This window comes from Paradesulfitobacterium ferrireducens, assembly GCF_017310645.1.
Lineage (GTDB): Bacteria > Bacillota > Desulfitobacteriia > Desulfitobacteriales > Desulfitobacteriaceae > Paradesulfitobacterium > Paradesulfitobacterium ferrireducens.
Genome location: NZ_JAFLRH010000034.1, coordinates 68,837 through 91,637, shown reverse-complemented (window position 1 = coordinate 91,637; position 22,801 = coordinate 68,837). Strand labels below are relative to the sequence as shown.

The window sequence follows — 22,801 nt, the reverse complement described above, 5'->3', positions numbered from 1 at the left end:
TTGGTTAAATCATAGACGTTTGATCGAAATTAACTTTATACCAATAAAACCTATTGACTTAATTGGTATTAAGGGTATAATCTCTTAATGAGAACAATTATCATAATCATTTGTTTGGAGGGGGGTGACTGACAATGCATCGAATTAAAACTACATTACTTATTCTAATAATTCTGGTAACGACATTCAGTCCGATCAAGGTGTGGGCCTCAACTCAGGCATCTGACAACATGGCCAAAGCGGAACTTTATCTCGATCAAGCATTGGCCGAGGCAAACCAAGGGCAATTATCAGAAGCAAAACAAAACTATCAAAAATTTCGCGATATGTGGGGACAAATCGAAGATGGCGTAAAACAAGAATCTGGAGAGGCGTATAAAGAGATTGAAGCCAATATGGGCCAAGTGGATTATGCCTTCATACAGAATAAACAGGAAAACATAGCCCAGGCCTTTCAAGGACTAAAAAATGTGAATGAGAAGTTCATTCGGGGTGAATTCCCCAAAGGTCAACAGTTTATACAACAAAATATTTCATTAAGTGATTTTATCATCCTGTTACAACAAACGAAGCTCAAGGCTCAAGACCATGAACAGCAAGCGGCACTGTCCGGGATTTCGAAAGCACGTGAATCGTGGTTAAGTGTAGAAGGAGTTGTAGTTGCTCAATCCGCTGCCGTTTATAGCGATTCGGAACGAGACATGGTCACTGTCAATGCCATGCTTTCTGCGAATCCACCCAATTATCAAGGCGCGATTCAACTGTTGGATCAGATGATTAATTACTTGAGCCCACTGGCGAGTAAATCCGGGTATACGTTTTGGGATGCCGCTATGATCCTAATACGCGAAGGACTTGAAGCTCTCTTGGTTCTTGCTGCTTTACTGGCTTTTGTTAAGAAGTCTGGCCGAACCAAGGGAAACGGATGGATTTGGCTTGGGGTTTTAGGGGGTCTGCTGCTCAGCATTATTATCGCGATCATCGTAAAGTTTGTCTTCTCTTCCGGCACATTCGGTAATAACAATGCCCTGATCAATGGATGGACCGGAGTAATTGCAGCTGTTATGTTGTTATACATGAGTTATTGGCTGCATAGTCAATCCAATATTGCCGATTGGCAAAAGTACCTTCGCACTAAAACTAAATCAGCTTTGGATTCCGGACGGATAGTTTCCTTGGGAGTTCTTTCTTTTCTGGCCGTCTTCAGGGAAGGAACAGAAACAGTCCTGTTCTTTATCGGAATGGTCAATCAGATTAATATGAAAGAACTTGTGCTTGGCATAGTAGTCGGGTTTGGCTTACTTGCAACTCTGGCTTATTTAATGATTCGAATAGGATTGAAACTTCCTATTCGCCTATTTTTCATGGTTTCCAGTGTGATCGTCTTCTATTTATCTATTAAGTTTACCGGAATGGGGATTCACAGTCTGCAATTGGCCGGTACAATCCCATCAACAACTGCCTCGAATATCCCCAATATCGACTTTTTAGCTCTTTATCCATCTTGGCAAAGCACACTTCCCCAGATTGCCTTAGTGCTCAGCGCTCTAATCGTAATTCTTTGGAAGCGGATGACAGCTAAAAAACCCTTCCCCAAAGCATCGCACGAAATACAAAAATAAGATTTGAGTAAACATTTAGGAGGAGCGTTCAATGAAATTATCTCGGATAATCCTTGCTTCAACGATTGTAATCAGTTTAGGTCTTGCCGGATGCGGCGCAACCAACACAACAGCCACGACACCAAGCCAGACGGAACAAAAGGTATCACAAGCAACTTCTTCGGACATTAAAGCGGGCGTGACAAAGATGCTTAGCATCACCGCCGATTTGAAAACGGCTATAGACACTGGTGATGAAGCAAAAGTTAAAGTAACCGGGCCTCAGTTAGAAGAAGCCTGGGGGCTCTTTGAAGATAGCGTCAAAACGAAATACCCGGATCTCTATAAAAAAGTAGAACAATTTCTTGATCCAACGATAGCCGGAGTTAAGGCAAGCCCCTTGGATAAACAAGCACTTGGAAAATTAAATGGAGATTTAACCCAAGCATTAAATGAGTTGGCAGCAAAAGAGCAGTTATAACTCCCTCTCTATTTGCACCAAATCGCCGGCAACTTTATGAGCCTTAACTTTTATTGCCTCAAGGTCTTGGGTTAAAAGCCGTCCTCCGCGCACAACGAGCTTGCCATTGACAATGGTCGTATCCGCAAGGCTGCTGTTGCCGCAGTTGACAATGGCAACCAGCGAATAAAATCGACACCGGCTTATCCCCTTTCAAAGAAAACTTGGCTTACGCTGAGCCTTAGCGAAGGCGGAAGCCCGTTAGTCCGTGAAGGACTAACGCACTTGTTTAGTTGCACTTGTGCGCCTTCAAACTTACGCTTTCTGATTAGCCAAAAAGAGGCAGTGGTTCCTGTGCAAGAACCGCTGCCTCTTAAAAATCAAGAGTATTAGAGTATTCCTTAGATTATTCAATAGCTATTGTGTCCAAATTAGACTGAAATACTATTATTCGATCACGACACCGGTTTTTGCATTAAACTCCTCAATGAGTTGGTCCAGCTCCGGTCCCATCTGATGCAGCCTGCCCCAGTATTCGTCATAGTCATACCATTGGGCATTCAGGTCGGCCACATCATACTGTTGTTGTTCGATCCAAGTATAGTACTTAAGGTTATGAATCCGTTTTTTCGATTGATAGGTTAACTCTTCCATACTGTCTGTTCTCACAGCCAAAACATGCCTATTATGATCAATGGCAGCAAGAAGGGCACTGTATTTACCCCCTCTTTCCTCTTCCATCTCTTGCAGCCTGGATTGGTACATTTCAGCTGAGTCAGTCAGAACCGTCATGACGATGTCATTTTCGGTGAGCTCATAGTATTTGGCAAATTTGACGGAGGTAAGGATATTGGCCGCTCCGGAAATTCCGACCCAGTTCAGTTTGGCGATTACTTCTTCGGACACCCCCTGCTCTCTGAGATATTCCTGTCCGGCAGGCTCATTGAGAAGGCGGAAGAGTCCTAAGCTGTCATTGTCATCGATGGCAACCACCATGTCTGTGTTTCTGACATTATGAACCCAAGGAATGTGTTTATCCCCGATCCCTTCAATCCGGTGGTCACCGAAACCGTTATTGAGCAAAGTGGGACATTGCAGGGCTTCTCCAACGGCAATTTTAGCATGGGGAAACTGATCTTTAAGGTAATCGCCGCTGCCAAGAGTACCAGCAGAGCCCGAAGTTAAGCAAACCCCGGCCAATTTCCCTTTCGGCCCCATTTCGGCTTTGAGGATCTCATGCATGGCATTCCCGGTGACTTCATAATGCCATAAATGGTTGCCTAACTCTCCAAATTGATTGAAGATAATCACGTTATCCCGGGTTCGGCGCAGTTCCCAAGTCTTATCATAAATTTCCTTAACATTGCTTTCACAGCCGGGGGTTGCAATTACCTCTCCCGCTACGGTTTTCAGCCAATTAAACCGTTCCTTGCTCATGTTCTCCGGCAAGATCGCAATCGATTTGCAGCCCAACAACGCAGAATTATAGGCGCCGCCGCGGCAGTAGTTGCCGGTTGAAGGCCAGACGGCTTCATGGTATTTCGGATCAAATTGCCCGGTGACTAACCGGGGAACCAAGCAGGCAAAGCTGGCTCCAACTTTATGGGCTCCGGTCGGAAAAAACTTTCCGGACATGGCGATAATTCGGGCTTTAACCCCTGAGATTGCAGGCGGGATTTCAATATAGTTCGGCAGCGGGTTGTATAAGCCGCCCTCTTTTACCGGCTCGTTTTTCCAAGAAATTCGGAACAGGTTGATGGGGTTGACGTCCCAGAGCCCTGTCTTCTTCAACTTTTTCTTGACGGATTCAGGTATTTTATTGGGATCCTTCATCTGTGCCAAGGTCGGGATAAGAATATTTTTTTCCTTGACACTCTGAACTGTTTTCTTAAGCTGCTCTTCGTTAATGGTTAAGTCAATTAGAGATTTCATAAATATCCTCCATATTCGTAGTTTGGAAAATTGCATACCACTGTCCCGGACAGGCAAGGCGCAATTACTTAGCGAACCGTTCGAGCAGAAGAGCGTCGAGAGCGCAGTTGATTCAGCGTTAAGCAGCGCCACGGGACTAGTCCATGGAAACAAGTGCGTTAGTCCGGGCAAGGACTAACGGGACTGATGCCGCGAGTGCCAGGACGGCACAGGAGCGGCGCACTTCAGGTATTACCCCGAGGTTTGGCGCTGTAGCTGAATCAACAAGCTCATCCTTCGGCGAACAGCTTCACGCTGTTCGAGCATCTGGCGCGTGGTACGCATGTCTCCGGTGGAGACATGCGCCGAAGGATGCGGATAATGCACCTTGCCGGCTAGCAGCGCTCAGATCCTGCCTTCCAACTTTAGCAACAGTTCATTCAGGGATGGCTCGACTTTGATGGGCTCACCCGCGGCTTTAATCGCGTTTTGGACATCCTTAAGTCCATTCCCGGTGACAATCGAAACTACTTTTTCATCGGGTTTGATTACTCCTTGTTTAACCAAGGCCTTAAGCCCAGCGGTTCCGGTGACACCGGCAGGCTCCCCGAAAATCCCGCTCGTCCGGCCCAGTTCCCGCATCGCATCTAAAATCTCCTCATCAGAAACGGCGATCATCGTGCCGCCTGATTCCCGGACAGCCCTGAGAGCTTTCTCCGGGTTGCGCGGCACACCGACAGCAATACTGTCGGCGATTGTGTTTTCCGCTGCCGGACGCCACGGGCGGTTTTCGAGGAAAGCGTCTGCCAGGGGAGAACATCCGGTAGACTGAACCCCCGCAATTTTGGGCAGGCGGTCAATCCAGCCGACTTGGTACAGGTCTTTGAAGCCTTTCCAAACCCCGGCAATGGTGCAGCCATCCCCGACCGAGAGCACGACCCAGTCCGGAACCTCCCAGTTTAGCTGCTCGGCAATCTCCAAAGCCACCGTCTTTTTCCCTTCCACCAGATAAGGGTTGATGGCCGCATTGCGGTTGTACCAGCCGAAGCGTTCAATGGCTGCGGCTGAGAGACTGAACGCATCTTCATACGAGCCCTGGACGCTGATTACATTGGCCCCGAAAATCAAGAGCTGGGCGATTTTCCCTTGGGGTGCCCGGCCCGGGACGAAAATGAAGGTCTTGAGCCCCATGGCTGCCGCACTCCCGGCCAGAGATGAAGCCGCATTCCCGGTGGAAGAGCAGGCAATTGTGCCAGCCCCTTCTTCCACGGCTTTGATCACAGCAATGATCGAGGCCCGGTCTTTGAGGGAAGCCGTCGGGTTTTGCCCGTCATCTTTGACATAAAGATGACTTAAACCGAGGCTCTGCCTCAGTCCTGCCGGTTGATACAGCGGGCTCATACCTACGCGCAGGTGCGGACGCGGGGTGTCGGGTTTTACCGGCAAAAACGGCAGGTAGCGGAAAATCGAGCGTTCTTTCCCTTGGCTCAGTTCCTCCCTGGTTGTTTCCCGTTTGATGGCCTGATAGTCATATTCCACATCCAGAATCCCTTCTTTGGGGCCGCAGGACGGGCAGGTATAAACCCCCGGCAGGGCCGGAAGTTCTTGGCCGCATTTAATGCAACGGAGTCCTAGTACGTTCTTCAAAACAATCACCTTACTTCTAAGCTGAATTCATCTGTATAAGGTACTCAGAATTCAGGAGTCAGTACTCAGAATTTCGGATGTCACCGTCACCGGGGATTCTCGCCGTCGGAGACTCCCGTAAGACTCGTCTCTTGTCTCCTCGTACTCCTGACTCCTGACTCCTTGACTCCTTCTTTATATTCTCTCCCATAAGTTCTGCGCCAGCTCGCGTGAACGGGCCAGAATCGCTTCTTCATCGATGCCGACCAGTTCCCGGTTCAGCATGCGCACGCGCCCATTCACAACCGTGGTCTCAACGGAACGGCCGGAAACGCCGAAGAGCAAGTGGCCGCTCCAGTTGGCTGCGGTCATGGGTGTGGGCGGGATATAATCGACCACAATCACATCAGCCCAGGCACCCTCGCGCAGTTCCCCGAATTTCCCGCCGAAAAGGTTCTCGGCAATACGCGGGTTATTACTATAAAGCATCTGGGGCACTTCCCCCCAGGCAACGCCGGGATCGGCGGCCGCGTGTTTTTGCAGGACATTGGCTACTTTGGCGCTTTCAAACATGTCACAGGTATAGCCGTCCGTGCCCAATCCGACCGTGACCCCGCTATCCAGCATTTTCAGCACCGGAGCGGCCCCGACGGCATTGCCCATGTTGGATTCGGGGTTGTGCACCACCTGGGTTTTGGTCTCTTTGAGAATTTCGATTTCCGCATCATTGACGTGGACACAGTGAGCGGCAACGGTTTTCGGCCCTAAAATGCCGAATTTATTTAAGCGCTCGACCACCCGCAGTCCGGATTTAGCCAGGCTGTCTTGCAAATCCTCAATCCCTTCAGCCACATGGACGTGAAATCCGCTCCCGGAAGCTTGGGCCGCTTCCCGGCATTGGGCCAGGGCGCGGTCAGACAAAGTAAGGGAAGCATGCAATCCGAAGAGCCCCGCTACCATCGGGTTCGCTTGAGAGGCGCAGGCCGCGATGAAGTCAGCATTTTCCTTGATGCCTTCCTCCGTAATTTTATCTCCGTCCCGTTCACTCACTTCATAGCAGAAGGCGGCTCTAACTCCTATTTCCCTGGCTGCTTTGGCCATCGTGTTCAGACTCCCGGTGACTGCATAAGGACTGGCATGATGGTCGACAATCGTTGTGGTCCCGGTTTTAATACACTCAATCAGCGGCCCCAGCGCACTGTAATAGACGTCATCCAGAGACAGCTGCTTATCCAGTTTCCACCAGAGCCCCTCGAGGATGTCGCGAAAACTCTTGGGGGGCTTGCTCTTGGCATCCATCCCCCGGGCAAATGTGCTGTAAAGATGCATATGCGTGTTGATCATTCCCGGCATAATCAAATGGCCGCGGGCGTCGATAAACTGCGCCTGCGGGAAGCGCCCGCGCAGCTCGGCGCTGTCTCCGATCTCCTTAATTTTAGCGCCCTCGATTAACACCCCACCCTGGGCAATGACTTTGTTGTCTTGGCCTAAGGTTAAAACGGTTCCATTCCCAATCAGGAGCATTTTCAGCCCTCCCTGTAATCTATATTTGATGTTCGATGTTCGTAGTTCGATGTTCTTGGTTCGAAAGGTGGGGAAAGCGGAGCTTCCCCACCGTCTCTAGTTCCATACATTTGAGACACGACCATTGCGTCTTAGAAGTCCTTTTGGTTTCATACCCTCTATTACATTTCAGCGAGATCTTCATTTACTTTTTTCGCGCTTGTTTTAATTTTTAAGCGTCAATACCGGCATTCGCTGCCAATTCTTTCTTCATATCTTCGGTGGAACCGCCGCCGTTGAAGAAAGCGTTAAGAATGATGGCAGTCAAAGAACCCAGAGTAATTCCACTGTGGAGGAAAGTTTGGCTCCAGCCCGGGAAATTACTGAAGAAGTTGGGAGCCACCAAGGGAATAAGGCCGATGCCCACACTGATCGCTACGATAAAGATGTTATGGTTATTGGTTTGGAAATCAACTTTGGATAAAGTCTTGATTCCGCTGGCGGCTACGATGCCAAACATGGCAATTCCGGCTCCGCCGAGTACTGCATTGGGCAAGGAAGCAATAATCGTTGCCAATTTAGGGAACAAGCCCATAAGCACCAGGATACCGCCGGAAGCTGCAACCACAAAGCGGCTCTTAATCCCAGTCAAACCAACCAGACCGACATTTTGGGCAAAAGCAGTGTACGGGAAAGAGTTCATGATCCCGCCAAACACGGTCGCCAAGCCGTCTGCTCTCAGGCCGCGGGTTAAGTCTTCCTCTTTGATCTCTTTACCGACAATTTCCCCAATCGCCAGGAAATCCCCGGTGGATTCCACCATGACCACCAGCATCACCAGAATCATGGAAATAATGGCGCCCGTACTGAACACCGGCATTCCAAAATAGAACGGGGTGTCAATGCCGATCCACGCTGCTTTCGAAACCCCGTCGAAACTTACAAGTCCCAGAGGCATAGCCACAAGCATCCCTACAATTAAGCCAATTAATACCGCAATATTAGCAATAAACCCTTTGAAATACTTGTTGATGATGAGAATGGTTAAGAGAACAACGCCGGCAACGGCGAGGTAAGTTATTGAGCCATAATTCTTATTGCCCACTCCTCCGGCCGCCCAGTTGACACCTACCGGCAGCAGAGAGACACCAATGACTGTAATAACACTTCCTGTAACCACCGGCGGGAAGAAACGCAAAAGCTTGCTAAAGAATGGCGCCAGCAGGAACGTAACCAGACCCGCCACAATAATCGAGCCATAAATCTCAACCATGCCGCCTTCTTTGGCAATCAAAACCATTGGCGTCACTGCAGCAAAGGTCACCCCTTGAATGACCGGAATCCGGATACCCAGCTTCCAGAACCCAAGCGTCTGCAATAAGGTTGCGATACCACAGGTAAACAAGTCCGCATTAATCAGAAAAGCAGTTTGTTCTTTTGTAAGACCGGCAGCGCCCGCAATAATCAACGGCACTGCAACCGCTCCGGCATACATGGCCAGGACGTGCTGCAATCCGTATAGGAAAAGCTGTCCGGCAGGTAGCATTTGATCCACAGGGTGTTTGCTATTACCCATTAAGTTCCCTCCTACTTTATTTAGGATTTAATAATTAGAACTTGTAACTTAAAAGTGCGGGGAAAATGAATTGCGTTGGAATTGAAATTCTAATTTTGTTGTCCTAATTTAATAGTCCTTACGGGAATCCTCTTCTTAATTTGGTTTTGTATAATTAATTTTTTTAATCACCTACTTTACCAAAAAATCTTCCAACGCACTTTCCCCACACTTGGCTACCTGGACTTAAAGATTAAGTGACTTTCCCCCTAGAACAAATACGGATAACTCTTATACGCCGTCCAAACCAAGGCAGACATGCTATCCTCAAGAACTTCGGATTTCCCGCCTGCACCGAATTTTGCTTCAAAGACTTTACCATCGAGCCGAATTCTAAATACCGGTTCGGCTTCGTCCTCAAGGAGCAGGAATCCGGAATTAACGCTATCAGCAAAGTCTTCCTCGCTCCAAAAGAGCGTGAATTTATCTTTATAGGGAGCCCCGCTGCTGGGGCAGAAGGTGGAGCAGTTGCCGCACTCGTTGCACATTCCGTCCACGTGGATGACCTGGTTCACATTGTTAAGACCGTTCACCTCGAGGGCGATGTTGGCGCGGTTGGGACAAACTTCCACGCACACGTTGCAGACATAATTGCATTCCAGGCAACGCTTGGCTTCGGTCTCTCCGCTTATTGTACTCTCTGCCGGCTTCAGGACGCCCTTCTTAGCCACGATATCCAGAAGCCGCTGCGTATTGTCAAAAGGAATTGTCGGTGCCAAGGCTTTTCCGAAAGCCTGGTTTTCCTTAGCAATAATTGCTTTGGCGGCCTTGGCGGCGTGGGCGATGGCATTGACAACGGTGGACGGTCCGTAGAGCGCATCCCCGCCGATAAAGACATTTTCCAGATTGCTTTCCAATGTCTCGGGGTTCACTTGAATTTTACCCGCAGTATCCACTTCGAGGCCGTTTTGACGCAAAATATCATAATCCACCTGTTCTCCGGTTGCTGTGAGTACGGTGTCAACCGGAATGGTCTCAAATTCCCCGTTGACTGCTACCGGACTGCGGCGGCCGGAAGCGTCAGGCTGGCCTAAGGTCATCTTCTGGCATTTCAAAACTCCACCCTTAAGGGAAAGCGGTACCAGGAGTTCCTTGAACACCACGCCGTCTTCCAAAGCCAGGTTTAGCTCTTCTCTGTCCGCAGGCATAAACTCTTTGGTCCGGCGGTAAATGATATAGACGTTCTCTACACCGGGCAGGCGTTTGGCCGCCCGGGCCGCATCCATGGCCGAGTTGCCGCCGCCGATCACGGCTACGCTCTTACCGGGCTTGAGCGTGTTCCTGTCTCTAGTGAACGCTTCCAGGAAAGGAATCGCTCCCATCACCTTGTCCCCGTCTCCCTCAAGGTTTACGGAACCGGTTTTCCCGGCCCCGATTGCCAGGTAGACATAGGTGTATCCTTTTTCTTTAAGCTGAGCAACTGAGAAGTCGGAATCGGCTCCAAACTCAAACTTCACGCCCATACGCTTTATGAGTTCGATATCCTTGCGAATTGCTTCGCGGCCAATCCTGAAGTCGGGGATAACATATTCCACCGTGCCCCCGGCCTGCTCCCGTTTGTCAAAGACAGTGACCTCAAGCCCGGCTCGCGCCAGGAAATAACCTGCGGCCAAACCGGAAGGACCGGCGCCGATGACGGCGGCTTTCCCTTTGCTCGTTGGTGCCATTCGGTTTAGTCTCTCCATAAACGCGTCATAACCATTTTGGGCAGCCAGGAGTTTCATGTCCCGGATCAAGACGGATTCGTCATAATCAAGGCGGGTGCATTTCGTCTGACAGTTGTGGTTGCAAATCGTCCCGGTAATGAACGGAAGCGGGTTTTTGTCGACCACCACGGCAAACGCCTCTTGGTAGCGGCCTTCCCCGACCAGACGGGTGTACTCCGGAATATCCTGGCCGATGGGGCAGCCGTAGGTGCAAGGTGCGGCAAAGCAGTCGATGAGCGGCAATTTGCGCTCAATCTTGCGGCTGCCGCCGGTTCTCTTTTCTTTGCGGTGGTTGCGGTCAGCAAAAGCGCTTGCCGCCAATTCCTGCAGTTTGGCAAAATCAATGCGGGCGGACTCGCCGTTGTCCAAAAGCCCCTCAAGTTCTGAAGCGATCTGCTTCAGCCTGGTGTATCCACCCGGTTTGAGCAAGGTGGTGGCAATGGTAATCGGGCGGATACCGGTCGCGAAAATCTTAGCTATATTAAAGAAGTCAGCGCCGCCTGAGAAGGAAATCCTTAAATCTCCGTCAAATTCCCCGGCCAGTTTCAAGGCCAAGTTGATGGTCAGGGGATAGAGAGAACGCCCAGACATATACATTTCTTCGCCAGGAAGTTCTCCCCGGGTGATTTTCGTAGGCAGGGTATTGGAGAGCTTCACTCCGAATTGCCGTTGATTTTCTTGAGCCACCGCTTTGAGCCGCTTTAACATGGCAACGCCGTCAGCATACTGCAAATCGTGGGTGAAAGACTCCTCTTTCAGCTCCACATAGGTATAGCCCATTTGGTCGAAGGTGTCACGCACATAGCGGTAGCCAAGCAAAGTCGGATTCATTTTGACAAAGGTATGCAGTTTTTTCTCGGTTAATAGATACTTGCTGATGGCTTCAATCTCGGCCGGCGGGCAGCCGTGCATGGTAGAGAGCGTAATTGAGGTGCAGATATTTGCAGAAATTTTCTCAATATACTCCTTACTCACGTTGTGGAATTTTCCGGCCTCCGCTTCAGCCAGCAAAACAGTTTTGCATTCTTGAAAAATGGCGGTGGCGGCAGCATTTTTAAGCCCCTCGATGAAGCTGTCCACCTTGGGAGACTGAATCCCTTTCAGGTCATAGCCGACACTCATGTTGAACATGAAGCGGCGTTCGTCCATGTTAAACAGTTCCTTCTGCAGAATGTGAAGCATAAACCAGGCTTTAACATATTCCGCCAAAGCCTCTTCAATGGCCAGCTCGGTTGACCACTCCGTGTTATAGCACTCGTCTTCGGCCCGGATGCACGGTTTGGGAAACTCGAGCTTGTCAAGGATTTGCACGGTTTTTAATTCAAAAAAACGGCTGCCGCTCAGGTAAGAGGCGACAATATTTTGAGCCAGCTGGGTGTTCGGCCCTGCGGCAGGTCCGACCGGGCTGTCCAGCTTTTCCCCGAACATGGTGATGAACTTGCCGCTTTCATTACGGTAAAACTTGTCTTCCGGAATCCCAAAGATTGTCTTGGTCTGCCCGTATTCGTCAAAAACCCAGGTGACGAGCTTCTGAAACGGGATCTGGCGCATTTTGTCGCTCATTACTCTCTGCTCCTTCTTGAAAGTTCTAAATTAGGAGTCAGAATTCAGTAGTCAGTACTCAGTAGATTTATTCACGAATTATTATTCTGTTTCCTAACTACTTCTGGCTCCTGAGAAATTACATACTGACTCTTGCGTGATATGCGTTCTCTTATGCTGACTCTTGCTCCGTTCGGCCGCAAGAATCTCTCTTTGGTTTGGCCGAACGGCGTAAGTCTCCACCGGAGACTTACGTTCCTGTCTCCTGACTCCTGTCTCCTGACTACTTCTCCCCGTGGTGTCCGCAGGCGCATTGGTGCTCTTCGGGTTTGAGGGATTTTTCCGCGGCTTTGAGGATGTTGTTGTACCCGGTGCAGCGGCAGAAATGCCCGGACAACTCGCGTTTTAGTTCTTCGCGCGTGTATTCTTTGCCGCTTTCGGCCAGAGCGGTGGTCGTGAGGACTAAGCCCGGGGTGCAAAAACCGCATTGAATCGCGCCTTCTTCGACAAAGGCTTGCTGGACCTTGGACAGCTCTCCGTCTTTCGAAGCCACACCTTCAATGGTGGTAATGCTTTTGCCTTCGGCCCAGACCGCGAGATAGATGCAGGAATCAATCGGGGTGCCGTCAATAAGGACGGTGCAGGCGCCGCATTCTCCAACCCCGCATCCCTTTTTAACCCCGGTAAATCCTAAGCGGGTGCGCAAGACTTCAAGCAAGGATTCGCGGATATCGATTTCGAGACTGAGAGCTTTGCCATTTACCGTAAACGAAATTTTCTTAAGCAAGTTCTTCACCTCCAGCTCTGACAATGGCAGTCTTGAGCGCTCTCTGGACCAATTCCTCAACCAGGTGTTCCCGGTATTCTTTGGAAGCCCGCCAGGATGTCCTGGCATTGGTGGATTTCACGGCCAGCTTGCCGATTTGGGCCAGGGTATCCTTTGAAATCTCCTGGCCTTTGGCAAACTCTTCGGCCTCGACACAGCGGAGCGGGGTTGGTCCGGCGACTCCGAGCCCGATTCTGACTTCGGTCAAAGTCTTGGCGGCGACCTTGCACATCACGGACACCCCTAAGGTAGCGATATCCATAGCCTTGCGCGCCGCAAACTTGATATAATGCCCGCCAAAACCCCGGTAGTCTTCAGGAGCAACCCGGAATTCCGTTAATATTTCCCCGGGCTTCAGGTCCACTTTCCCCGGGCCCAGGTAGAATTCCCGGATCGGAACCAGCCTGGCACCGGTCTTTGACTCCAGCCGCAAGCTGGCATTGAGGGCAAAGAGGGTGGAGGCGCTGTCTGCCGAAGTTGCTCCATTGCAGATATTCCCACCGATGGTCGCGATGTTGCGGATCTGGGGACCGCCCATCGAGACGGCCGCTTCCGCCAGGGCCGGAATCTCGGCTTGGATTATCGGATCATTAAAGATTTGGCTGAAAGTAGCCAAAGCTCCAATGATCATCGTACCGTCTTCCAGCTTTTTAATATCTGCCATAGACTCGAGAGTGCGAATGCTTAAAAGTTCGGCTTCTTGAAACTGCCCATGCTGCATTTTAATGAGCACATCAGTGCCGCCGGCAATGATTCTTAAATTGGGATTTTGGGCCAAAAGTTCTATGGCTTCGCTAACGGTGCAGGCGTCCAGGTATCCTTTAATGTTATACATCAAATCACCGCCTTCCTAAATTAAGCCTGCTTGCTTAAACTTCTCGAACACGCGCTGCGGGTTCATGGGCAAGCGGTTAAATTTCACTCCGGTCGCAGCCAAGACTGCATTCCTGATCGCGGGTGCGGGGGAAATGGCCGGGGGTTCTCCCAGAGACTTTACCCCAAAAGCACCAGATGGTTCCTCGGTTTCCACAAAGGCCACGCCAATGTCCGGAGTATCCATGATGGTCGGCAATTTGTAATCAAGCAAGTTATTATTCAAAGGTTTGCCTGTCTCCTCATCAAAGAGCATTTGCTCGGACAGGGCATAGCCGATGCCCATGCTGACCCCGCCGTGCACTTGCCCCTCGGCCAGCTTGGGATTGATGATCTTGCCCGAGTCGTGGACGTTGAAAATTTCCTTGACCTCTATTTTCCCGGTTTTTAGATCAATCTCAACCTCTGCAAAAGTCACGCCAAAGGACATGGCATTGACTCGGGCATTATTGGAAGTATCACTCGTAATCGGTTGGGCGAAGACCGTGTCATAGTAAGTGTGCATGGCGACTTCGGCCAAAGGCAGAACCACTTCGCCGGAGTGCTTGTAGACGACGTTTTGTTCTTTCAGATCCAGCATCTCTGCCGGAATATCGGTCATTCCCCAGACAAAGTTAAGAATTTTTTCTTTTACTTCCAAGGCGGCCTTTTTTACCGCCATCCCGGCAATATACGTCTGCCTGGAAGCGTAGGCACCGGTGTCAAACGGGGTAATGTCCGTGTCCTGGGTAGAGATAACATGCACCATGTCCATGGGCAGGCCCAAAACCTCGGCCGCCATCTGGGCAAAGACGGTATCACTGCCCTGGCCGATTTCCGTAGCCCCGATCTGCAGCTGCACCGAGCCGTCCTGATTGAGCACAATGCGCGCTCCGGAAAGTTCCAGGCCCACGGGATGGGTCCCGGAAGCGTAGGCGAAGCAGGCCAGTCCCAGGCCGCGGCGTCTGTCCCCGCTCTGCCTGCTGTAGCCCGCTTGTTTCTCCTCCCAGCGGATCAGTTCTTTCCCTTTGGTGATGCACTCTGCCAAGCCGTTGCTGTAGACTTTATTCTTGCTTAAGGGATCGACATACCCGACACCGGCTAAGTTCCGCCGCCGGAATTCAATCGGGTCAAATCCGAGCTTGTTCACGATATCCTCAATATGGCTTTCCAGGGCAAACTGGATTTGGGGAACCCCATAGCCGCGCATAGCCCCTGCCGCCGGCAGGTTAGTGTACACCGTGACCGGGTCGTACTTAATCGATTCAAAGGCATAGAGCGGCCGGAACTTGGTGCCTGCGCTCATGGCAATCGAATGTCCGTGCGAAGCATAAGCCCCGGTGTTGGAGATGGCTTCGATCTGAATTCCCTTTAATTTACCCGCTTTGGAAACCCCGGTTTTCATTTTGAACTTAAAAGCATGGCGGGTGCGGGTGTCAATCATGCATTCTTCCCGGGAAAGCTCAAGCTTAACGGGCCGGCCGCCGACAGCCAGAGTCATGGCCGCGTTCAAAGGCTCGACACAGACATCCTGCTTGTTTCCAAACCCGCCGCCGATGTAAGGCTTCAGCACCCGCACCCTGCCCCAGGGCAGCCCCAGAGCCTGGGCCACAATCCGGCGCGTAATGTGCGGGATTTGGGTCGAAGAGACAATGATGATCCGGCCGTCCGAGTCCTGACGCGCGTAAGAAATGTGGTTTTCCAGGTGGCAGTGCTGGACAATGCTGGTCTCGTACTCCCCTTCAATCACATAATCTGATTCCGCGAAACTTGCTTCAACATCTCCGATATGGTAGCCGCGCGCAGCCAAAATATTGCGCTCACAGTCCTCGTGAATGAGGGGCGCGCCTTCCCCCAAGGCCTTTTCCGGGGTGGTCAGAGCCTCCAGCACCTCGTACTCCACTTCAATTAGCTGCAATGCCTGCTGGGCGATCAGCTCGTCCGTGGCCACCACTGCCGCCACCGCATCGCCCACAAAGCGCGCTTTGTCCGTAAGAATGAAGCGATCTTCTTTATCCCGGTGGCTGGGATCAAGGGCATAGGGATGCCCGGCTGTCGCAAATTTAAGGTGCGGCACGTCCCAGTAAGTAAGAACAGCCTCTACCCCCGGCAATGCCTTGGCTTTGCTGACATCAATCTTTTTGACTTTGGCATGGGCATAGGGGCTGCGTAAGATCTTGCCAACCAGCATATCTCTTTCGTAGAAATCATCGGTGTACTTGGCTTTGCCTGTAACTTTGGCCACCGCATCCACTCTCTGCACACTTTTTCCCACGACCGAAAAAGCCATATTCCACCCTCACCCTTTCTTTGAACATAATAAAAAGTCACATTATATTAAATTAGATTTATCCGATGGCTAACCGCCACTAAGTGGCGCTAAGCCCCTGGATAAGTTCAACTAAACTTCAGGTGGAGTTAAAACTCCATCTGAAGTAAGTTTCCTTTATAATTGGGCCAGTTCTTGCATGGGTAAAAAACCTCAGATAAAATTGTTATTAAAGCAAGAAACATGCCAGAGGCAACCTTCAAGTCTGGGGGCAGTTGTTTAAGCCTTTTTCAAGGTTATACTATCTCAGATTGAGATAATGTAACGTACCATATTTCACAAGTCCAGTATTTTTTAACGATTTTCCAAGCCTTGGCCGTTCAAATCTCATTTTGATACATTCGTTTAATCTTGATATGTATTTCCTTGTTTTTTCAAAGAAAAAAGACTTCGCAATCTAGTTTTAGATGCAGAGTCTTTTTCTAAAGGATTTTATAGTTACGCCCCGTCTGCTAAAGTTTTCTAGCGAAGACCAGCTTTTTTCTCCATCAGTGCTCTTACTTTGAGCGGCAATCCAAAGAGATTGATGAAGCCTTCAGCGTCTTTCTGATTATAGACCCCATCCCTCCCGAAGGTGACAAATTCCTGGTTGTACAGGGAATACGGGGACTTGGCCCCAGCCGGAGTGCAATTTCCTTTATAAAGCTTCATCCGCACCGTTCCGGTCACATTTTGCTGGGTTACATCCACAAAGGCATCGAGCGCTTGCCTGAGCGGAGAATACCAAACGCCGTCATACACCAGCTCCGCATATTTAAGGGCAATTTGCTCTTTATAATGAAGAGTCTGGCGGTCCAAAGTCAGGTGTTCCAGGGCTTGATGGGCGGCATAAAGAATGGTACCCCCGGGAGTCTCGTAGACACCGCGTGATTTCATCCCGACCAGGCGGTTTTCCACCATGTCCACGATTCCGACTCCGTTTTGCCCGCCCAGTTCATTCAGCTTCTCAACCAAGGCGACCGGAGATAATTTTTCCCCGTCCAGCGCTATCGGGATCCCTTTGTCAAATTCCAATTCGATATAAGTCGGGGTGTCAGGGGCATTTTCCGGAGCCACACCCAGCAAATAGATGTCTGTTTGCGGTTCATTCCAAGGGTCTTCCAGATCTCCGCCCTCATGGCTTAGATGCCATAAGTTGCGGTCCATGCTGTAAGGACGGTCTTTGGTGACCGGAACCGGAATCCCTCTGGCCTGGGCATAATCAATGGCATCTTCGCGCGACTTAATATCCCATAAGCGCCAGGGAGCAATAATTTGAAGATCAGGATTTAGAGCCTTGACACTCAATTCAAAACGCACTTGGTCGTTTCCTTTACCGGTGGCCCCGTGGGCAATTGCGACCGCGCCCTCTTTTTCCGCGATTTCCACCAACCGTTTCGCAATCAGGGGACGGGCAAAGGAGGTGCCGAGCAAATACTGTCCTTCATAAACCGCTCCCGCTTTTAAGGTCGGATAAATGAAGCCGGTCACAAATTCTTCCTTCAGGTCTTCAATGTAGATTTTGCTGGCTCCGCTTTTAATCGCCTTTTCATTAAGAGGCTCCAGTTCTTCCCCCTGGCCCAAGTCTGCAGCCATAGCAATCACTTCATACCCGTAATTCTCTTTCAGCCAGGGTATGATGATGGAGGTGTCCAACCCTCCGGAATACGCTAACACAACCTTTTTCATACATTCTTTCCTCCCAACTCTTATTTTACATTACCAACGCCATAATCGCTTTGTGAGCATGAAGGCGGTTTTCAGCCTCGTCAAAGACTACGGACTGCGGACCTTCAAATACCTCGTGCGTAATTTCTTCCCCATGGTGAGCCGGCAGGCAGTGCAGCACAATGGCATCCTTGGCGGCCGCCTTTAACAGCTCCGCGTTAATCTGGTAGGAAGAGAAGGCCTGTTTCCGGATCTCAGCTTCCTGTTCCTGGCCCATGCTGGCCCACACATCGGTATAGAGCACATCCGCACCCTCTGCAGCCGCTTGCAGGTCGGATATGACTTCCACTTTACCCCCGTTGGCCTTGGCATCTTCCTCAGCCAACGCGATAATTTCCGGGTTCGGCCGGTAGGCATCGGGGCAGGCAATCACGACATGCATTCCCATTTTGGCTCCGCCAAACATCAGGGAATGCGACATATTGTTTCCATCTCCGATGTAAACTAATTTAAGGCCCGCCAGTTCACCCTTATGCTCCTGGATAGTCAATAAATCCGCCAGCACTTGAGTTGGATGGAGCAGGTCTGTCAGACCGTTAATCACCGGAACCGTGGCATACTCGGCCAGGTTCAGCACTTCCTGATGGCTGAAGGTTCGGATCATAATCCCGTCCACCATGCGCGACAGCACCCGGGCTGTATCGGCGATGCTTTCCCCGCGCCCCAACTGAATATCCCGGCTGCTTAGAAAAAGAGCCTGGCCCCCGAGCTGATACATCCCCACTTCAAACGCAACCCTGGTCCGGGTGGAAGACTTGGTAAACATCATGGCCAAGGTTTTTCCTTGCAGGTGCGGATGCGGAATGCCCTCTTTGCGCTCCCGCTTCAAATCTGCTGCAATTTTTAACATATAAGCAATCTCTTCTTGCGAAAAATCGTGCAAAGAGATAAAATCTCTGCCTTTGAATTTTTCCTTGTTTAGCTGTGTCATCTCTTATCACCATTTCCTCTCTTCTTGATGTGTATGATTATACTATTTAGTGTATAAAAATTCAATAGAAAATGTGCTGGGATATGATACCAAAAAGCACTCCAATATTTATGCAATAATTGTGTTATTTATGCAATCATCGTGCCACGGATGCAACATGTTCCTGAAAAGAGAAGATGTTTCAAGAAATGCAGGAAAATATATTCCGCTGCCGAATACAATACGTTGAGTAGTTTTCCGAATTTTCCAAAGGTGGCGAACTTATTGAGTATTCTTACCAAATCGTCTGTGCATGGTTCTTTAGCAGAACCCCTATGGACCAAAAACTTCCTCCTGGTGCTCATTTCCAACTTTGCAACTTATATTGGATTTTACATGCTGCTCCCGACTTTGCCCATATACATCAAAAATATCAGCGGCAAGGAAAGTTTATCCGGGCTGGCCATGGGCGTATTCTTAATCTCTGCGGTACTTATCCGGCCTTTTGCCGGGCGTACACTTGACAGGCATGGCCGCCGCGGGATTTATCTTTTGGGCCTGGCGATTTTTATGCTGTGCTCCCTGGTTTTTACCTGGGTCCAGGGTTTATTCATCTTCTTGCTTTTCCGTTTCATCCAGGGATTTGGTTGGGGTTACTGCAACACCGCAGCCGGAACAGTTGCCGCCGATGCGATCCCAAAGAGCAGGCTGGGCGAAGGAATGGGGTATTTTGGCCTGGCCATGAGCGCAGCCATGGGGATTGCTCCCGCCCTCTCTCTCTTTATCATTGAGAAGTATCATTTTAGCGTGCTCTTCTTGGGGTCGACGTTTGCTATTTTAGTCTCTTTGCTGGCAGCCGTCTTAATCTCATATAGAAAAGTGGATCACAACCCCAGCGCCGCCAAATCGATGCTCATAGAAAAGCGCGCCCTTCGCCCTTCTCTGGTTGCCTTCTTTATCACTTTGGTTTATTCCTCAGTCCTGTCTTTCCTCGCCCTGTACGGTGCCCAAAGGGGAATCAGCGGAATTGGAATCTTTTTCACAGTTTACGCCGTGACGATTACTCTCAGCCGGCCCATACTGGGGCGTCTCGCGGATCAACGGGGCTTTGATATTGTAGTCATTCCCGGACTGGTCATCGTAACCCTGACCATGGTTTTATTTTTCCTTGCCCAATCTTTAACGATGTTTATCGCAGCCGCAATTGTCTTTGGGATTGGATTCGGTGCTGTCCAACCGAGCCTGCAGGCATTGTCTGTCTTAAATGTCCCGCCGGACCGGCGCGGTGCAGCCGTCGGCACCTACTTCACAGTCTTCGATATCGGAGTGGGCCTTGGTTCCGTCTTATGGGGAGTGGTGGCCCAAGCGGTCGGCTATCGTATGATGTATCTGTTGAATGTTATCCCGGCGGTGCTGGCTTTGGCATTCTACCTGGCATTCAGCCGCCAATCCCAGGTTGGAGAAAGTATTTACCAAGCTCAAAAATTCTAAGTCCATGTTGCAGGTTCTGAACAATATCGTGCAAGCTGAAACCATTGCTTATCATAATGAGGGGTTCGATTCCGTTTTGGAAAGAATCAGGGATTTTCACATGGAAATTGTTCAGTTAACCGAAAATAACTTACTGATTAAAACCTTAGGCGACTTGATTATTCTTACAAACATTTACATTGCATGGAGGCTAATATGAACTTTGATTCGTTGTATTATCCTTATCCATCACAGAGGGTAGCCGTTTACGCACAAAACGGAATGGTGGCCACATCCCAGCATCTGGCGGCCCAAGGCGGTCTGGACATCCTCAAAAAAGGCGGCAATGCCATCGACGCAGCCATTGCAACCGCGGCCTGTTTAACGGTCTTAGAACCGACTTCCAACGGTATCGGTTCCGATGCTTTTGCCCTGGTTTGGACAAACGGGGAATTGTATGGTCTCAACGCGAGCGGCCCCTCCCCTCAAACCCTGTCTTTAGAAACCGTGCTCAAGATGGGATATAAGCAAATGCCCAAATACGGCTGGATACCCGTAACCGTTCCGGGTGCCCCTGCAGGCTGGGCGGCCCTCTCCTCCCGTTTCGGGAAAATACCGTTTGCCGATTGTCTCAAACCGGCAATAGAGTATGCCGAGAAAGGTTACCCCCTGTCGCCGGTCTTAGCCAAATACTGGGCCACATCTTTTGCGACCTATTCTGAAGCGCTGCGCGGACCCGAATTTGCAAATTGGTTTGCAACCTTTGCGCCCAAAGGACGGGCTCCGGTTGCCGGTGAAATCTGGAATTCTCCGGATCATGCCCAAAGCCTGCAACTCATTGCCGAGACCAAAGCCGAAGCCTTATACCGGGGGGAATTGGCCGAGAAAATCGACCAATTCTCCAGACAATTCGGCGGATACTTAAGCAAACAAGATCTTGAAAATTTCTCACCCCAATGGGTAAAACCCATCAAGGTCAGGTACAGGGGGTATGATGTCTGGGAGATTCCGCCGAACGGTCAAGGGTTGGTGACCTTACTCGCTTTAAATATTTTAGACCGTTTTGAATTTGCTGAACGGGATACCACGGAAACCTTTCATACCCAAATCGAAGCCTTAAAACTGGCCTTTGCCGACGGAAAGCGCTATATTACCGATCCCGAAAAAATGTCCGTTAAAATTGAGGATCTCCTCTCGAAGGCCTATGCAGAAGAACGCAGCCAATTGATTAAAGAAACGGCTTCTTTTCCTGAAGCGGGTAAACCAACGGGCAGCGGGACGGTTTATCTGGCAGCTGCTGACGACTCGGGCAACATGGTATCCTACATCCAAAGCAATTATATGGGCTTCGGATCCGGCCTGGTCGTTCCGGGAACAGGCATCAGTCTTCAAAACAGGGGGAATAATTTTTCCTTGGATCCGGCAGCGGCAAACCGCTTGGAACCGGGCAAACGAACGTACCACACCATCATCCCCGGATTTTTGACGAAAGATCATGGGCCGATAGGTTCTTTCGGGGTGATGGGCGGGTTTATGCAGCCCCAAGGGCACCTCCAAGTCATTATGAATACCGTTGACTTTCATCTTAACCCGCAAGCGGCCATAGACGCCCCCCGCTGGCGCTGGATCGGGGATAGGAGTATTGAACTGGAACATTCCTTCCCGCCCCATCTTGCAGAAGCGTTAGCCAGGAGAGGGCACAACGTAAACATGGTGTTAGACCCCTATGGCTTTGGACGCGGGCAAATTATCTGGAAGGACCAAAAGACAGGCGTTCTTACCGGCGGCACCGATTCACGCACAGACGGAATGGTCGCTTGTTGGTAAACGTGAAGGAGTTTAGCTCTACCGAAATTTAGCTGCTCTTACTGCCTTAACAGCCTTAGCGGCATCCACAGCCATAAAGCCCAGGTGGCTGCAGCCCTCTCCGCCCCCCGTTGCTTTTAGGATTTCCTTCTCATTCGACCCGGCCAAAGCTAGGCCAACCATGTCCTCTAAATGAGACACAGCCTTTGTACAAATTTGATCCGGGCAACGAAGGATCGCGCCATCTATCTCAATCACTTGGAAATCATCTCCACGGCAACCCAAAATTAAAGTCATCTCATGAAAAGAGTCACCAAAATTCACAGAGACTTGCCAGCGCTCAGGCTCACTTTGGTAAACCGCTGCATTCCTAATGCGCGTAAACAAGTAATCGGTTCGCTGTTTCGGCTGAATGTGCTCCATAAACCGTGTTTTGACTAAATCTAAGTTGCTGTAGTACTTGCACGATCCCCGGTAGCACTGATCCCAAAAATCATCATAAGCCTCAGGGGTTGGGAAACCTCTTTCTGCATAAAGATAGGCTTCCGCCTGAATGACCGCCATGATATTCTCCAGCACCAGTTCAATCAGCACCGTATCTCCTTCAAGGGCTTCTTTGACCTGCCTGCCCGACCCGAAGTAGGCTTGAATTCCTTGCAAGGAAGGCTTAACAATTTGCGGTTTAATCAATTGCTCTCCCTGCTTGCGGAAACATTCGATCACTCCGCCCGCAATCACCAGATCGCTGACTCCGACCTGAAGCAGAACCCGGTATTCACTCAGAGTATCTAAGTAGGTCGTAACTGACATGAGCTCACGCGGATTCACGCGCGTCACGGAATGGTTCCAAAAACGCTGGTAAACCGGTTTCATCTCCCATACTCCCCCCACTCATCCGGATTGCCAACCATCTCTTCTGGCCTAATATCAAACGTTG

General features: G+C 50.2%; 15 protein-coding genes. 4 read left to right on the top strand and 11 right to left on the bottom strand.

The genetic code is table 11. The features are described 5' to 3' along the window. The first annotated feature begins 134 nt into the window (after positions 1-134). On the top strand, positions 135-1,622 hold the full coding sequence (locus tag J0X21_RS11715; RefSeq protein ID WP_206812393.1) for an FTR1 family iron permease: 1,488 nt from the start codon (positions 135-137) through the stop codon (positions 1,620-1,622). 31 nt (positions 1,623-1,653) lie between these two features. Beyond that, positions 1,654-2,082: a hypothetical protein gene (locus J0X21_RS11710; RefSeq protein ID WP_206812392.1), complete on the top strand. Its 429-nt coding sequence runs from the start codon at positions 1,654-1,656 to the stop codon at positions 2,080-2,082. A gap of 426 nt (positions 2,083-2,508) precedes the next feature. On the opposite strand, the gene J0X21_RS11705 is transcribed toward J0X21_RS11710, so the two are convergent. From J0X21_RS11705 to argF, 10 genes are all read right to left on the bottom strand, one after another. Beyond that, positions 2,509-3,993, bottom strand: a complete 1,485-nt coding sequence (locus tag J0X21_RS11705; protein WP_206812391.1) for a pyridoxal-phosphate dependent enzyme — start codon at positions 3,991-3,993, stop codon at positions 2,509-2,511. 384 nt (positions 3,994-4,377) lie between these two features. Then, entirely contained in the window at positions 4,378-5,619 is a 1,242-nt protein-coding gene (thrC, locus tag J0X21_RS11700) for a threonine synthase (protein WP_206812390.1), read from the bottom strand. Positions 5,620-5,793: 174 nt separating this feature from the next. Then, positions 5,794-7,122: a putative aminohydrolase SsnA gene (ssnA, locus tag J0X21_RS11695; protein ID WP_206812389.1), complete on the bottom strand. Its 1,329-nt coding sequence runs from the start codon at positions 7,120-7,122 to the stop codon at positions 5,794-5,796. A 211-nt stretch (positions 7,123-7,333) separates the two neighbouring features. Next, positions 7,334-8,677, bottom strand: coding sequence for a nucleobase:cation symporter-2 family protein (locus J0X21_RS11690; protein ID WP_206812388.1), 1,344 nt, complete (start codon positions 8,675-8,677; stop codon positions 7,334-7,336). Positions 8,678-8,925: 248 nt separating this feature from the next. Beyond that, a complete protein-coding gene (ygfK, locus tag J0X21_RS11685) occupies positions 8,926-11,985 on the bottom strand; it encodes a putative selenate reductase subunit YgfK (RefSeq protein WP_206812387.1) in 3,060 nt (1,019 codons plus the stop codon). A 262-nt stretch (positions 11,986-12,247) separates the two neighbouring features. Further along, the gene (xdhC, locus tag J0X21_RS11680) at positions 12,248-12,751 is read right to left on the bottom strand and encodes a xanthine dehydrogenase subunit XdhC (RefSeq protein WP_236006227.1); all 504 of its coding nucleotides are present in this window, start codon (positions 12,749-12,751) and stop codon (positions 12,248-12,250) included. Beyond that, the gene (gene xdhB / locus J0X21_RS11675; RefSeq protein ID WP_206812385.1) at positions 12,744-13,625 is read right to left on the bottom strand and encodes a xanthine dehydrogenase FAD-binding subunit XdhB; all 882 of its coding nucleotides are present in this window, start codon (positions 13,623-13,625) and stop codon (positions 12,744-12,746) included. Before xdhB ends, xdhC begins: the two co-directional genes overlap by 8 nt. A gap of 15 nt (positions 13,626-13,640) precedes the next feature. Then, positions 13,641-15,932, bottom strand: a complete 2,292-nt coding sequence (gene xdhA / locus J0X21_RS11670; protein ID WP_206812384.1) for a xanthine dehydrogenase molybdenum-binding subunit XdhA — start codon at positions 15,930-15,932, stop codon at positions 13,641-13,643. Between the two features lie 501 nt (positions 15,933-16,433). Further along, a complete protein-coding gene (locus tag J0X21_RS11665) occupies positions 16,434-17,639 on the bottom strand; it encodes an argininosuccinate synthase (protein WP_206812383.1) in 1,206 nt (401 codons plus the stop codon). A 25-nt stretch (positions 17,640-17,664) separates the two neighbouring features. Continuing rightward, positions 17,665-18,609, bottom strand: a complete 945-nt coding sequence (argF, locus tag J0X21_RS11660) for an ornithine carbamoyltransferase (protein ID WP_206812382.1) — start codon at positions 18,607-18,609, stop codon at positions 17,665-17,667. Between the two features lie 264 nt (positions 18,610-18,873). Here argF and J0X21_RS11655 point away from each other — a divergent pair, with 264 nt between their 5' ends. Together J0X21_RS11655 and ggt are read left to right on the top strand one after the other, a co-directional pair. After that, on the top strand, positions 18,874-20,079 hold the full coding sequence (locus J0X21_RS11655; RefSeq protein ID WP_236006226.1) for an MFS transporter: 1,206 nt from the start codon (positions 18,874-18,876) through the stop codon (positions 20,077-20,079). 195 nt (positions 20,080-20,274) lie between these two features. Continuing rightward, positions 20,275-21,885, top strand: a complete 1,611-nt coding sequence (gene ggt, locus J0X21_RS11650; RefSeq protein WP_206812380.1) for a gamma-glutamyltransferase — start codon at positions 20,275-20,277, stop codon at positions 21,883-21,885. Between the two features lie 18 nt (positions 21,886-21,903). Here ggt and J0X21_RS11645 read toward each other — a convergent pair whose 3' ends face one another. Continuing rightward, on the bottom strand, positions 21,904-22,737 hold the full coding sequence (locus tag J0X21_RS11645; RefSeq protein ID WP_206812379.1) for a DUF2889 domain-containing protein: 834 nt from the start codon (positions 22,735-22,737) through the stop codon (positions 21,904-21,906). Positions 22,738-22,801 lie beyond the last annotated feature (64 nt).

Excerpts from the sequence above, each read along its gene's own strand:
- J0X21_RS11645 (WP_206812379.1), bottom strand. The coding sequence starts at position 22,737 with ATGAAACCGGTTTACCAGCGTTTTTGGAACCATTCCGTGACGCGCGTG.
- J0X21_RS11665 (WP_206812383.1), bottom strand. The coding sequence starts at position 17,639 with ATGAAAAAGGTTGTGTTAGCGTATTCCGGAGGGTTGGACACCTCCATC.
- ygfK (WP_206812387.1), bottom strand. The coding sequence starts at position 11,985 with ATGAGCGACAAAATGCGCCAGATCCCGTTTCAGAAGCTCGTCACCTGG.
- xdhB (WP_206812385.1), bottom strand. The coding sequence starts at position 13,625 with ATGTATAACATTAAAGGATACCTGGACGCCTGCACCGTTAGCGAAGCC.
- J0X21_RS11705 (WP_206812391.1), bottom strand. The coding sequence starts at position 3,993 with ATGAAATCTCTAATTGACTTAACCATTAACGAAGAGCAGCTTAAGAAA.
- ggt (WP_206812380.1), top strand. The coding sequence starts at position 20,275 with ATGAACTTTGATTCGTTGTATTATCCTTATCCATCACAGAGGGTAGCC.
- J0X21_RS11710 (WP_206812392.1), top strand. The coding sequence starts at position 1,654 with ATGAAATTATCTCGGATAATCCTTGCTTCAACGATTGTAATCAGTTTA.
- xdhA (WP_206812384.1), bottom strand. The coding sequence starts at position 15,932 with ATGGCTTTTTCGGTCGTGGGAAAAAGTGTGCAGAGAGTGGATGCGGTG.
- ssnA (WP_206812389.1), bottom strand. The coding sequence starts at position 7,122 with ATGCTCCTGATTGGGAATGGAACCGTTTTAACCTTAGGCCAAGACAAC.
- J0X21_RS11690 (WP_206812388.1), bottom strand. The coding sequence starts at position 8,677 with ATGGGTAATAGCAAACACCCTGTGGATCAAATGCTACCTGCCGGACAG.
- argF (WP_206812382.1), bottom strand. The coding sequence starts at position 18,609 with ATGACACAGCTAAACAAGGAAAAATTCAAAGGCAGAGATTTTATCTCT.
- J0X21_RS11715 (WP_206812393.1), top strand. The coding sequence starts at position 135 with ATGCATCGAATTAAAACTACATTACTTATTCTAATAATTCTGGTAACG.